The sequence below is a fragment of the Nocardia sp. NPDC004340 genome, assembly GCF_053602575.1.
In genome coordinates this window covers 862,892-875,400 of sequence record NZ_JBSGDW010000002.1, presented here as the reverse complement: position 1 = coordinate 875,400, position 12,509 = coordinate 862,892, and the positions used below count along the sequence as shown (strand labels likewise).

Below are 12,509 nucleotides of genomic sequence, written 5' to 3'. Positions count from 1 at the left end.
AGCCTTGAGAGCTATGACGAGGATTGCGGTAATCGGTGGGGGTCGGATCGGGGAGGCGCTGATCGCGGGCCTGCTCGAGTCCGGGCAGGCGAACAAGGATCTGGTGGTGGTCGAGCCGGTGCGGGCGCGCGCCGAGGCGCTGGCGGCCCGGTTCGGGATCCGCGCCACCGACGACATCGCCGATGCCGGCAAGTCGGCCGACCTCATCGTGATCGCGGTGAAGCCCAACGATGTCGACGCGGTCCTGATCGAGCTGGGCAAGGCCGAGCTCGGCGCGGCCGACCACGATCAGGTGCTGGTGTCGCTGGCGGCCGGGGTGACCACCGCGCGCATGGAGTCCAAGCTGCCCGCCGGCTTCCCGGTCGTGCGGGTCATGTCGAACACCCCGATGCTGGTCGGCCAGGGCATGAGCGCGATCGCCCCCGGCCGCTACGCCCGCAAGGAGCAGCTGGGCCTGGTCACCGAGATGCTGGAGTCGGTGGGTACGGCGGTGACCGTCTCCGAGGCGCAGATGGACGCCGTCACCGCGGTGTCCGGTTCGGGTCCGGCGTACTTCTTCCTGATCGTCGAGGCGATGATCGACGGCGCGGTGGGCCTGGGCCTGACCCGCGATGTGGCCACCCAGTTGGTGACGCAGACGCTGCTCGGTTCGGCCGCGCTGCTGGAGGAGTCGGGTCAGTCTGCCGTGGAATTGCGCGCGGCCGTCACCTCGCCCGCGGGGACCACCGCGGCGGGTCTGCGGGAGTTGGAGCGGGGTGCGGTGCGATCGGCATTCCACGATGCGTTGCACGCTGCAAAACGCCGTTCCGCCGAACTCGGCGCGATCGCGGACTAACGTTGAGAGTGGGTGAGTGTGCTCCCCACTTTCCAATACTGCTCGGTTGCTAGTTTGCTGCCGTAGGCCGACTCGCCACAGCAAAGGCTGATTTCTCACACCCGTCGCAGCAATCCCACTGGTCCCGCTAAGCTTCAAGGAGCACGTGCGTGTCTGTTCCGCCGGTGGGGAAGCCGGCGGCGCGGACGTGCCGGAGGTCAGTGGCGCAATGATGTCTGGAAACAGCCAAGCGAGGTCCGGAAACAGCCCAATCACCGCGGGATCCGTCATCGGAGGGGGAACGCAGTTCCTCACCGTTGCCGAGGTCGCGAATCTGATGCGGGTTTCCAAAATGACGGTGTACCGGTTGGTGCATTCGGGAGAGCTGCCCGCGGTGCGGGTGGGGCGTTCCTTCCGGGTGCACGCCAAGGCGGTGCACGACTATCTGGAGACGTCCTACTTCGATGCGGGGTAGTACGGCCCGATAACCGATCGGCCCCACCCGTTTCGTTCGCCCGAGAGTGGCCCGGTAGCATGGACCGGCATCCTGTACGTGCCGGTGGTGCCGCCGGGTCCATCTCGGCCCGTATCGGGTAGGGACTGTGCAGGGTCAGACAGTGTGCACCCCGCGGAAGCGGGGATGACCCGAGAGAACGCGAGGAACAACCCTATGGGTTCTGTGATCAAGAAGCGCCGCAAGCGCATGTCGAAGAAGAAGCACCGCAAGCTGCTTCGCCGCACGCGCGTGCAGCGCAGAAAACTCGGCAAGTAAGCCGCTGCGTCGTAGCTGGAAGCCCGTCACCGTCGGTGGCGGGCTTTCGTTCGTCACGGGTGATCGAACTCATCGTTAGATCCTGGTTAATACCCTTCGAATGCCCCCTACTCGCCGGTTACCCTGGGAGCGGGAAAACGCCCGATGACAATTCAAGGCATGGGGGCTAGGTGGGATCCGGAGTGGCAGGGACTCGGGACGGGCAACCGCCCAAGGTAGTGATGGTGACCGGCGCGAGCCGGTTCTTCGGCGGCAATGTGGTGGCCCGGTTGGCGGCCGACCCGGCCGTCGAACGCATCATCGCCGTGGACGCCAAACAGCCCAGCCGCGAGCTGCTGCGCCGTATGGGCCGCGCCGAATTCGTGCGCGCCGATATTCGTAATCCGTTGATCCGCAAGGTTATCGACGGCAATCAGGTCGATACGGTGGTGCATCCCGCCGCGCTCTCGCGCCCGCCCTCGGGTGGCGGCCGCGCCGCGATGAAGGACATGAACGTCCTGGGCGCCATGCAGCTGTTCGCCGTGTGCCGCAAGGCTTCCAGTGTGCGGCGGGTGGTGGTGCGTTCCTCCTCCGCCGTATACGGGTGCAGCGCCAAGGACCCGGTGAAGTTCACCGAGGAGATGAGCGCCCGCACGCCGCCGCGCGGCTGGTTCGCGCGGGACATGATCGAGGTGGAGGGTTTCGTGCGCGGGCTGGCCCGGCGGCGGCCCGACATCTCGGCGGCAATCCTGCGGTTCCCGCCTATCGTGGGCCCGCAGCTGGCCAAGCGAGGTGTGCAGTATTTCCGCTCGCCGATCACGCCGACCATTCTGGGCCGGGATCCGCGTATGCAGCTGCTGCACGAGGAGGACGGCATCGCCGCCCTGGTGCATGGGGCCATGACGGCCCCCGGCGGCACCTACAATGTGGCTGGGGACGGCGCGATGGCGCTGTCGCAGGCGATCCGACGGGCCGGGCGGGTCGAACTCCCGGTCCCGTACTCGGTGTTCCGCAGTGTCGGGCGCACCGTGATGGGCCCGGTGATGCGGGAGTTCACCGCCGAGCAGATCGACTATTTCCACTTCGGTTGTGGCCTGGACACCACCCGGATGCGGACCGAACTGGGCTTCGGTCCACGCTGGACCACGGTGCAGGCCTTCGACGACTTCATAGGGGGCGCAGCGTTGCGGCCCGTGATCGATCCCGCGTGGATCGACGCCGCAGAGAACAAACTTCTCAGCCTGCTCGGGGCCGGGACGGGAGCGCACCAATGAGTGATGTAGCGAAGGTGATTCGACTTCACGACGTGGACTTCGAGGCGCGGCACAGTCGCCCGTCGCCTCGGGTGTGGCCGGCGGGGGAACCGGCGCTCACCCCGGTGACCTCGCTGACCGATCGGCTCGCCGAGGTCGAAGCGCGTCAGCCCAAGTCGCTGGGGGAGATGATCCGGGGAACCGTGGCCGACGGGGTCCGCTACACGGCCGACTTCGCCCGCCGCCGCCTCACCGGCGACTACCAGGTCGACGAGTTCGGCCTGGACGAGCATCTGCTGGAATCGGTGATCCTGCCGATGCTGCGGCCGCTGTCGGACCTGTGGTTCCGGGTCGAGGTGTCGGGTATCGAGAACATCCCCGAGGCGGGCGGCGCGCTGATCGTGGCCAACCACGCGGGCACGGTGCCGCTGGACGGGCTGATGCTGCAGCTGGCCGTCCACGACCGGCACCCCAAGCAGCGCGCGCTGCGCCTGCTGGCCGCCGACCTGATCTTCGAGACGCCGCTGCTGGGCGGGCTGGCCCGCAAGGCCGGGCACACCCTGGCCTGTCCCGCGGACGCCGAAAGGCTTTTGCGCGCGGGCGAAGTCGCGGGTGTTTTCCCCGAGGGTTACAAGGGCGTCGGCAAGCCGTATTCGGACCGCTACAAGTTGCAGCGTTTCGGCCGTGGCGGTTTCGTGTCGGCGGCGGTGCGCACCGGGGTGCCGATCATTCCGTGCTCGATCGTGGGTTCGGAGGAGATCTATCCGAAGCTGGCCGATATCAAGCCTTTGGCGCGGCTGCTCGGTATTCCGTATTTCCCTGTGACGCCGCTGTTTCCGCATCTGGGTCCGCTCGGCGCGATTCCGTTCCCGTCGAAGTGGTACATCCAATTCGGCGAGCCGATTTCCACGGCCGGATACGAGCCCGCGGACGCCGATGATCCGATGACGATGTTCGAAATCACCGATCAGGTCCGCGAAACCATTCAGGGCTCGCTGTACAAGAATCTGATCAAGCGCCGGAATCCGTTCACCGGCTAGATAATTGGTACGGACATGCGACCGGCCCACTCCGATTCGGAGCGGGCCGGTCGATTTTCGTCCGGACTAGCTGGCCTTGGCTTCGCGTTTCCGGGACAGCACGGCCGCGGCCGCGCCGCCCGCCGCGCCGAGCGCGAGGGCCGTGGGCACACCGACTTTCGCGGCTTTGCGCCCGGTGCGGAAGTCGCGCACTTCCCAGCCGCGATTCTTGGCGACCTCGCGCAGATCCGCGTCGGGGTTGATGGCCACCGCGGTGCCGACCAGCGAGAGCATCGGCACGTCGTTGTGGCTGTCGGAGTAGGCGGTGCAGCGCTTGAGGTTCAGGCCCTCGCGAATGGCGAGGGTGCGCACCGCGTGCGCCTTGCCGAGCCCGTGCAGGATGTCGCCGACCAGGCGGCCGGTGAACACGCCGTCCTCGCTCTCGGCGACCGTGCCCAGCGCCCCGGTCAAGCCCAGCCGCTTGGCGATGACCTGCGCGAGTTCCACCGGCGTGGCGGTGACCAGCCAGACCTGCTGGCCCGCGTCCAGGTGCATCTGGGCCAGCGCCCGGGTGCCGGGCCAGATCTTGTCGGCGATGATCTCGTCGTAGATCTCCTCGCCGAGCGCGGCGAGTTCGGCGGTCGGGCGGCCCGCGATGAAGGACAGCGCCTTCTCCTTGCCGGACGCCATGTCCGAGTGGCTCTCCTTGCCGGTGACCCGGAACTTGACCTGCTTCCAGGCCATGTCGACCAGGTCGGAGGTCTTGAAGTACTTGCGTGAGGCCAGCCCGCGCGCGAAGTGCACGATCGACGCGCCCTGCACCATGGTGTTGTCGACGTCGAAGAAGGCCGCGGCGGTCAGATCGCGGGCGATCGTGGGCGTCGGCGTGTCGCCGAGGTCGCGCAGCGCCAGCTCGGCGTCGTGGAGGGCGATCGCGGCGTCGGCGCTGGCCTCGCCGGCCAGGTTGGCGCGGACCTCTTCCTCGGTGGGACCGAAGGGGCTGCGGGTGATACGGGTGAACTGATCCTGCAGGTCAGCCAGTCCCTGACCCCAGCGCGCCGGGAATTCACCGAATCGTCCCGCGATGAAGCCCGTTCCCTGCTCTTTCGAACGTTCCGGCACCAGTACCTCCGCCTGTTAGCGCGAACAACTCAACAGTAACGCCCGGGAGTGGCCGCAACGTAGACGGTGAACGACATATCGGGAAGTTGTTAGATGGTGGCCATGAGCGATTCGCCACATGCTGTGACGCTGTTGACCCGGGACGGTTGCGGGCTGTGCCACACCGCACTCGAACAATTGCGCCCGATCTGCGCCGAGTTCGGCGTCGAGGTGACCACGGTGGACGTGGATGTGGCCGCCGCCACTGATCCGGGCCTGCGTGCCGAATACGGGGACCGGCTGCCGGTGGTGCTGCTGGACGGCCGCGAGCACAGCTATTTCGACGTGGACGAGCCGCGGCTGCGCGCCGACCTCGCGAAATAACCGGACCTACCTCGCGAAACCGGGCGTGATTGGGGATTTTCCGGGCTTTCTGCGCGGGTCCCCCTCCGTCCGTCCCCTCCGGTGTGTTGCGTAGCGGGTTCGCGCTGATGAGGGTTGAATGAACCCGGGGCCGGAGCCCGCCGCAAAGTGACTGAATTCACCGACTTTGTGCAGGGCTTCACAAGCGGTTACGGTGGTGGCACGCGACCCGCCTTCTCGGGCAGCGGAAGCGACCCCCTGAACCTGACTCGACCTCGCCTGTAAGGACCGCGACGGTCTCCCGGCGTCGGGTCGACAAAAGAACCCGGACACTCACCCCCGGCCGGACGAGGAGCGCAAGCGACGTGACAGAGCAGCAAGAGACGCCGCCGACTGGCGTCTCCAAGGCTCTGCAGAAGGACATCCCGCAGGCCACGGTGGCCCGGCTGGCCACTTACCTCCGGGTGCTCGCCGTACTCGCCGACGACGCTGTAGCCATCGTATCGAGTGAGGAACTGGCTGTCGCGGCGGGTGTCGGTTCGGCCAAGTTGCGCAAGGATCTCTCCTTCCTCGGACCCAACGGCGTGCGTGGCGTCGGCTACGACGTGATCAAGCTGCGCGACCGCATCGAGGATGTGCTCGGCCTGTCCGAGGGGCACCGGGTGGTGCTGGTCGGAGCGGGTCACCTGGGCCGCGCGCTGGTCGGCTACGGCGGTTTCCGCCGCCGCGGTTTCGCCATGGTCGGGCTGTTCGACAACGATCCCGAGGTCATCGGGACCACCGTCGGCGGACTCGTGGTCCGCGACGTGGCCGAGCTGACCGACGCCGTGGCCACGCTGGAACCCACCATCGCCGTCCTCACCGTGCCCGACGCCGCCGCGCAGGGTGTGTGCGATCTGCTGGTCGAGGCCGGTCTGCAGTGCGTGCTGAGCTTCTCGGCCCTGGCCCTCGAGGCCCCGGCCACCGTCGAGGTGCGACGGGTGGATCTGGCGGTGGAGATGCAGCTGTTGTCGTTCGAGCGGGCCCGCAACGCGGAATCGGCCGCCGAGGACGCGATGAGCGCGGCCGCGGCGGGTACGGCGACGGTGGTCGCCGACGCGAGCGTGGTGTCCACCCCGATCCGCCGGGTGGCGACGATCCAGACCGCGGACACAACCAGCAAGGGAGCGGTGGTCCAGCCATGAGCGTGCTTCTCGTCGGCATCTCACATCGCAGCGCACCGGTGGCGGTGCTGGAGAAGATCGCCATCACCGAGACCGACCGGCCCAAGCTGACCGACAAGATGCTGGCCTCCACGCACGTGTCCGAGGCGATGATCGTCTCCACCTGCAACCGCATCGAGGTCTACGCGGTCGTCGACGCCTTCCACCCCGCGCTCGGGGAGATCGGCGAACTGCTCACCAAGCATTCCGGGCTGCCGCTGCCCGAACTCACCAAGCACGCTTACGTGCGCTACGCGGAGGCTGCGGCCGAGCACCTGTTCGCGGTGTCCTCCGGCCTGGATTCCATGGTGGTCGGCGAGCAGCAGATCCTCAGCCAGATCCGGGCCGCCTATGCCGCGGCCGACGCCCAGCAGGCCGCCGGGCGCACCCTGCACGAGCTGGCCCAGCACGCGCTGCGGGTCGGCAAGCGGGTGCACTCCGAGACCGGCATCGACCGCGCGGGCGCGTCGGTGGTGTCGGTGGCGCTGGATCGCGCGGCCGCCGCGCAGGGCGCGCTGGCCGGGCGCACCGCGTTGGTGCTGGGCGCCGGCGCGATGGGCGGGCTCGCGGTGGCGCAGCTGGCGCGCGGCGGGGCCGCGAAGGTCATCGTGGTGAACCGGACCCTGGAGAAGGCGCAGCGGCTGGCCAACACTGCCGCCACCATGCACGGCGTCGAGGCCGAGGCCATCGAGATGGACCGGCTGGCCGAGGCCATGGCCGCCGCCGACGTGGTGATCACCTGTACCGGCGCGGTGGGCACCGTGGTCACCCTCGCGGACGTGCACCGGGCGCTGTCGGCCAAGCCGGGCGCCGAGGAACTGGTCATCTGCGACCTGGGCCTGCCCCGCGACGTGGACCACGCGGTCGCCGGACTGCCCGGGGTCACCGTCATCGACATCGAGACGCTGCAGCGCGACCCGTCGGCCGGCGCGGCCGCCGACGACACCGCCGCCGCGCGCATCATCGTCGCCGACGAACTCTCCAAATACCTTGCCGGACAGCGCATGGCCGAGGTCACGCCGACCGTGGCCGCGCTGCGCCAGATGGCCGCCGACGTGGTCGAGGCCGAGCTGCTGCGCCTGGACTCCCGACTACCGGGACTCGAATCCACCGAACGCGACGAGGTGGCCCGTACCGTGCGACGGGTGGTCGACAAACTGCTGCACGCGCCGACGGTGCGGGTCAAGCAGCTGGCCTCCACGCCCGGCGGGGACAGCTACGCCGAGGCATTGCGCGAGCTGTTCGAGCTCAAACCCGGTGCGGCGCAAGCGGTTGCCGCGCCGATGGAGATCTCCGCCCTGCAGGGCGAACTGGCCGATGATTTCACCGCCGCCCACCCGGGGGACGAACAGGGGCACATCGCATGACCGGAGCAATGGTGCACGAGAACGACATAACCGCTCGCGGAACGGTCGACGCCCCGTGGCGCATCGGCACCCGCGGCAGTCTGCTGGCCCTCACCCAGGCCGGGCACGTGCGTGACGCCCTGATCGCCAACGGTCAGCAGGCCGAGCTGGTCATCGTGAAGACCGCCGGCGACCAGAACGCCACCGATCCCGTGCAGAAGATCGGCGTGGGCGTGTTCACCGCCGCGTTGCGCGAGGAATTGGCCGCGGGCACGGTCGACATCGCCGTCCACTCGTACAAGGATCTGCCGACCGCGCAGGATCCGCGCTTCGACATCGCCGCCATCCCGCCCCGGCAGGATCCGCGCGACGCGCTGGTGGCGCGCGACGGCCTGGTGCTGGGCGAGCTGCCCGCGGGTGCGAAGGTCGGCACCTCCGCGCCGCGGCGCGCCGCACAGCTGAAGGCGCTGGGCCTGGGCATCGAGATCGTGCCGCTGCGCGGCAATCTCGACACCCGGATCGGCAAGGTCTCCTCCGGTGAACTGGATGCCGTGGTGGTGGCGCGGGCCGGGCTGGCCCGCATCGGCCGCCTCGACGTCGTCACCGAATCGCTCGAACCGGTGCAGATGCTGCCCGCCCCGTCACAGGGTGCGCTGGCCGTCGAATGCCGCAGCGAGGACACCGAACTCGTGACCATCCTGTCCGCCCTCGACGATCCCGGCACCCGTGCCGCGATCACCGCGGAGCGGGCGTTGCTGGCCGACTTGGAGGCCGGTTGTACCGCGCCGATCGGTGCGCTGGCCGAGGTCGTCGAATCACTCGACGACGACGGCCGGGTGGTGGAGGAGTTGTCGCTGCGCGCCTGCGCGGCGGCGATCGACGGCTCGGATGTGATCCGGGCTTCAGTGGTCGGACCGGTCGCGGATGCCGCGGACCTGGGGCGGGCACTGGCGCGCGAGCTCTTGGAGCTGGGGGCGCGCGAACTGCTCAGCGTCACAGAGGAATCCGCTGAGCTCACCGACGACAGCAATCCCAGCCCAATGGAGAACAGCCGATGAGCCGAGTGACGAAGAAGAATCCCGGTCGGATCCTTTTCGTGGGGTCAGGGCCCGGTGACCCGGCGCTGTTGACCGTGCGGGCCCGCGAGGTGCTCGGCCGGGCGACGCTGGCCTTCACCGACCCCGACGTCGACAAGGGCGTGCTCGCCCTGATCGGCATCGCGGTCGAGGAGAGCGCCGACGGGACCCGTCCGGTGGACGTGCGCCCCGCCCTGGGCGACGCCGCCGAGGTGGCCAAGACCCTGATCGCGGAGGCCCGTGGCGGCTCCGACGTGGTGCGCCTGGTCTCCGGCGACCCGATGACCACCGACTCGGTCATCCAGGAGATCAACGCCGTCACCCGTTCGCATCTGAGCTTCGAGGTGCTGCCCGGTCTCTCGGCCGGCACCACCGTGCCCGCCTACGCGGGTATCGAACTCGGTTCCAGCCACACCGTGGTGGACGTCCGCGGCGAGGTGGACTGGGCGGCCGTCGCGGCCGCGCCCGGCCCGCTGGTGCTGCACGCCACCTCCGGCCACCTGGCCGAGACCGCGTCGGCGCTGGTGGAACACGGCCTGGCGCCGCAGACCCCGGTCGCGGTGACCGTACGCGGCACCACCCGCCAGCAGCGCACCATCGACGCCACCCTGGCGACCCTGAACAACGCGGCCTCCGAACTGGTCGGCCCGCTGGTGGTCACGGTCGGCAAGGAAGTGGACAAGCGCGCCAAGACCTCCTGGTGGGAGTCCCGTGCTCTCTACGGCTGGACCGTGCTGGTGCCGCGCACCAAGGAGCAGGCCGGCGAGATGAGCGAGAAGCTCGTCAACCACGGCGCCATCCCCATGGAGGTCCCGACCATCGCGGTCGAGCCGCCGCGCAGCCCCGCCCAGATGGAGCGCGCGGTCAAGGGCCTGGTCGACGGCCGCTACCAGTGGGTGGTCTTCACCTCCACCAACGCGGTGCGCGCGGTGTGGGAGAAGTTCGGCGAATTCGGCCTGGACGCCCGCGCTTTCAGCGGCGTGAAGATCGCCTGCGTCGGCGAGGCCACCGCGGAGAAGGTGCGCTCCTTCGGCATCAACCCCGAGCTGGTGCCGTCCGGTGAGCAGTCCTCCGAGGGCCTGCTGGCCGACTTCCCGCCGTACGACGACGTTTTCGACCCGGTCAACCGGGTGCTGCTGCCGCGCGCGGACATCGCCACCGAGACCCTCGCCGAGGGCCTGCGCGACCGCGGCTGGGAGATCGACGACGTCACCGCCTACCGCACCGTGCGCGCGTCCCCGCCGCCCGCGGAGACCCGCGAGATGATCAAGACCGGCGGTTTCGACGCGGTCCTGTTCACCTCGTCCTCCACGGTCCGCAACCTGGTCGGCATCGCCGGCAAGCCGCACGCCCGCACCATCGTGGCCTGCATCGGACCCAAGACCGCCGAGACGGCCATCGAATTCGGCCTGCGCGTGGACGTGCAGCCCGAGGTGGCCCAGGTCGGCCCGCTCGTCGAGGCGCTCGCCGAGCACGCCGCCCACCTGCGCGCCGAGGGCCTGCTGCCCCCGCCGCGCAAGAAGAGCCGCCGCAGCCGCTAGCTTCGGCACGACATCCGGCCACCCGGCCCCGCGTCCCGGCGACGCGGGGCCGGTGTCGTATCGGCTCCAGGCGAGACAAGATCGCCACCTCCGATCTCGGTGGCTCCCTGGGTCTCTCGCATTCGCCGGGTGGATGCCCAAGGAAATGTCGTCGTTTCATCTGGAAGCGAAATGCCTACGCTGCATTCGGTATTCGATCTTCGAGAGGTGAACATTCATGAAGCGTGTAGCAGTCGGCCTGATCGCGATGTGTGGAATCTCGCTGGGCGCGAGCCTGTCCCCGGCGGCGGCTTTCGCCGAGGCCCCGAGTGCGGCGGCGCCGGTCGCCGACGCGCCGGGGGTCAGCTCGTCCGGCATTCCCGCCGCGGCCGTGCTGCAGACCCTGTTGAAGTGCTTGGCCAGCGGTTCGAGTAATCCCGGCACGCCGGGATCGACCCAGACCGGCTGCCTGAACTCCTAGTGCCGCGGGTGCGGCGGAGGCTCTCCGACGTCCGGTCGTGGGGATGTCGGCAGGCCTCCGCCGCGCTCAGCGGAGCCGCGTGGCGCTCAGCGCTGGGCCGCCATCAGACGGCGGACCATGCGGCAGGTCGCGTCCGAGGGCTGATGCACGCCGATGACTTCGGCTGTCTCCCTGATCTTCTCGTTGGTGGCCTGGTCGGGTCCGAAGGACCCGGAATCCAGGAGCGCGATGGCCAGCCGCATGGCCTTCAATCGCCGATTGTGCGAGACGTACCACGTGCGCGGCCGCCCCGCCGGCAGCGGCTGCTTGGCCAGCGGCCGCCACGCGTGATCGATGACCTCCCCCTTCTTCGGAACCCCGGCGCCCCGGTTCACCTTGCCGGACATGCTGGTAACGGCTGCGAGCACGGCCAATCCTCCCGTCGCGGTCCGGGATCGCACCTTCGAACGCGGCGCGATCCCTTCGAACACATCTTCGATTCTACTCGGACCCACCGACAAAAACGGCTGCTCACAATGACTTTGGTAGCCGGCCGGGCCCGGCGTCGGAGGCGCGCGCACCCCGGTCACGAGCCGGGCATATCATGCGAGCATGACCGGAATGGACCGCCCTCGGCGGTTGCGCCGCACTCCCGCCATGCGTCGGCTCGTCGCCGAGACCAGCCTGGAGCCGCGGCACCTGATTCTGCCCATGTTCGTCGCCGACGGTATCGACGAACCGCGTGAGATCTCCTCCATGCCAGGCGTTTTCCAGCATTCGATGGACTCGCTGCGCAAGGCGGCCGCCGAAGCCGTGGCCGCGGGCGTGGGCGGGCTCATGCTCTTCGGCGTGCCGAAGCCCGAGGACAAGGACGCCCAGGGGAGCGGGGCCAGCGACCCGGACGGGATCCTGAACCGCGGCCTGTCCGCGCTGGTGTCCGAGGTCGGCGACTCGACGGTCGTCATGGCCGACACCTGCCTGGACGAATTCACCGACCACGGCCACTGCGGCGTGCTCGACGAGCACGGCGCGGTCGACAACGACGCCACCCTCAGCCGCTACGTCGAGATGGCGCTGGCGCAGGCCGCGACCGGCGCCGACCTGCTCGGCACCAGCGGCATGATGGACGGCCAGGTGGGTGCGATCCGCGCGGGCCTGGACGCCGCCGGATACACCGACACCGCCATCCTCGCGTACGCGGCCAAGTACGCTTCCGCGTTCTACGGCCCGTTCCGGGAGGCCGTCGGCTCCTCGCTGCAGGGCGATCGGCGCACCTACCAGCAGGATCCGGCCAACCGCCGGGAGGCGATCCGCGAGCTGGAACTGGATCTGCTCGAGGGCGCGGACATCGTCATGGTGAAGCCCGCCATGTCGTATCTGGACATCCTGCGCGAGGTCTCGGACCGGTCCACGGTGCCGGTGGCGGCCTATCAGATCTCCGGCGAGTACGCGATGATCACCGCGGCCGCCGAGCGCGGCTGGATCGACCGCAAGGGCGCGATCCTGGAATCGCTGCTCGGGATCCGGCGGGCGGGCGCGGACATGGTGCTCACCTACTGGGCCACCGAGGCCGCGCACTGGCTGGCCTGAACCGGAACGAGTAG

14 protein-coding genes are annotated in these 12,509 nt (G+C 69.2%); 12 read left to right on the top strand and 2 right to left on the bottom strand.

Annotated elements, in window-relative coordinates; genetic code table 11:
• Positions 1-13: 13 nt before the first annotated feature.
• From proC to ACWEOI_RS11390, 5 genes are all read left to right on the top strand, one after another.
• Positions 14-835 (top strand): pyrroline-5-carboxylate reductase, encoded by an 822-nt coding sequence (gene proC, locus ACWEOI_RS11410; protein WP_452359512.1) that lies wholly within the window; start codon positions 14-16, stop codon positions 833-835.
• A 208-nt stretch (positions 836-1,043) separates the two neighbouring features.
• Entirely contained in the window at positions 1,044-1,289 is a 246-nt protein-coding gene (locus ACWEOI_RS11405) for a helix-turn-helix domain-containing protein (RefSeq protein WP_154790969.1), read from the top strand.
• Between the two features lie 195 nt (positions 1,290-1,484).
• A complete protein-coding gene (locus tag ACWEOI_RS11400) occupies positions 1,485-1,586 on the top strand; it encodes a 30S ribosomal protein bS22 (protein ID WP_003402602.1) in 102 nt (33 codons plus the stop codon).
• Between the two features lie 221 nt (positions 1,587-1,807).
• Positions 1,808-2,839 (top strand): NAD-dependent epimerase/dehydratase family protein, encoded by a 1,032-nt coding sequence (locus ACWEOI_RS11395; protein WP_433673499.1) that lies wholly within the window; start codon positions 1,808-1,810, stop codon positions 2,837-2,839.
• Complete coding sequence (locus ACWEOI_RS11390; RefSeq protein WP_433668790.1) at positions 2,836-3,858, top strand: 1-acyl-sn-glycerol-3-phosphate acyltransferase; 1,023 nt, start codon at positions 2,836-2,838, stop codon at positions 3,856-3,858. Before ACWEOI_RS11395 ends, ACWEOI_RS11390 begins: the two co-directional genes overlap by 4 nt.
• 66 nt (positions 3,859-3,924) lie before the next feature.
• Here the strand turns inward: ACWEOI_RS11390 and ACWEOI_RS11385 are convergent, their stop codons facing one another.
• Entirely contained in the window at positions 3,925-4,959 is a 1,035-nt protein-coding gene (locus ACWEOI_RS11385) for an HAD family hydrolase (protein ID WP_379092174.1), read from the bottom strand.
• 102 nt (positions 4,960-5,061) lie between these two features.
• On the opposite strand from ACWEOI_RS11385, the gene ACWEOI_RS11380 reads away from it, so the two are divergent.
• From ACWEOI_RS11380 to ACWEOI_RS11355, 6 genes are all read left to right on the top strand, one after another.
• Positions 5,062-5,322 (top strand): glutaredoxin family protein, encoded by a 261-nt coding sequence (locus ACWEOI_RS11380; RefSeq protein WP_357090964.1) that lies wholly within the window; start codon positions 5,062-5,064, stop codon positions 5,320-5,322.
• Positions 5,323-5,666: 344 nt separating this feature from the next.
• Positions 5,667-6,485 (top strand): redox-sensing transcriptional repressor Rex, encoded by an 819-nt coding sequence (locus tag ACWEOI_RS11375; RefSeq protein WP_433668787.1) that lies wholly within the window; start codon positions 5,667-5,669, stop codon positions 6,483-6,485.
• Positions 6,482-7,870: a glutamyl-tRNA reductase gene (locus tag ACWEOI_RS11370; RefSeq protein ID WP_433668785.1), complete on the top strand. Its 1,389-nt coding sequence runs from the start codon at positions 6,482-6,484 to the stop codon at positions 7,868-7,870. The genes ACWEOI_RS11375 and ACWEOI_RS11370 overlap by 4 nt, the downstream gene beginning before the upstream one ends.
• An 8-nt stretch (positions 7,871-7,878) precedes the next feature.
• Positions 7,879-8,907 carry a hydroxymethylbilane synthase gene (gene hemC / locus ACWEOI_RS11365; RefSeq protein ID WP_433673498.1) on the top strand — a complete coding sequence of 343 codons (1,029 nt, stop codon included), beginning with the start codon at positions 7,879-7,881 and terminating at the stop codon, positions 8,905-8,907.
• Positions 8,904-10,466, top strand: a complete 1,563-nt coding sequence (locus ACWEOI_RS11360; RefSeq protein WP_357090970.1) for a bifunctional uroporphyrinogen-III C-methyltransferase/uroporphyrinogen-III synthase — start codon at positions 8,904-8,906, stop codon at positions 10,464-10,466. Before hemC ends, ACWEOI_RS11360 begins: the two co-directional genes overlap by 4 nt.
• 217 nt (positions 10,467-10,683) lie before the next feature.
• A complete protein-coding gene (locus ACWEOI_RS11355) occupies positions 10,684-10,926 on the top strand; it encodes a hypothetical protein (protein ID WP_452359511.1) in 243 nt (80 codons plus the stop codon).
• A gap of 86 nt (positions 10,927-11,012) precedes the next feature.
• Here ACWEOI_RS11355 and ACWEOI_RS11350 read toward each other — a convergent pair whose 3' ends face one another.
• Positions 11,013-11,333 (bottom strand): hypothetical protein, encoded by a 321-nt coding sequence (locus ACWEOI_RS11350; RefSeq protein ID WP_357090974.1) that lies wholly within the window; start codon positions 11,331-11,333, stop codon positions 11,013-11,015.
• A gap of 184 nt (positions 11,334-11,517) precedes the next feature.
• Between ACWEOI_RS11350 and hemB the strand changes: the two genes are divergently transcribed.
• A complete protein-coding gene (gene hemB, locus ACWEOI_RS11345) occupies positions 11,518-12,495 on the top strand; it encodes a porphobilinogen synthase (protein ID WP_452359510.1) in 978 nt (325 codons plus the stop codon).
• Positions 12,496-12,509 lie beyond the last annotated feature (14 nt).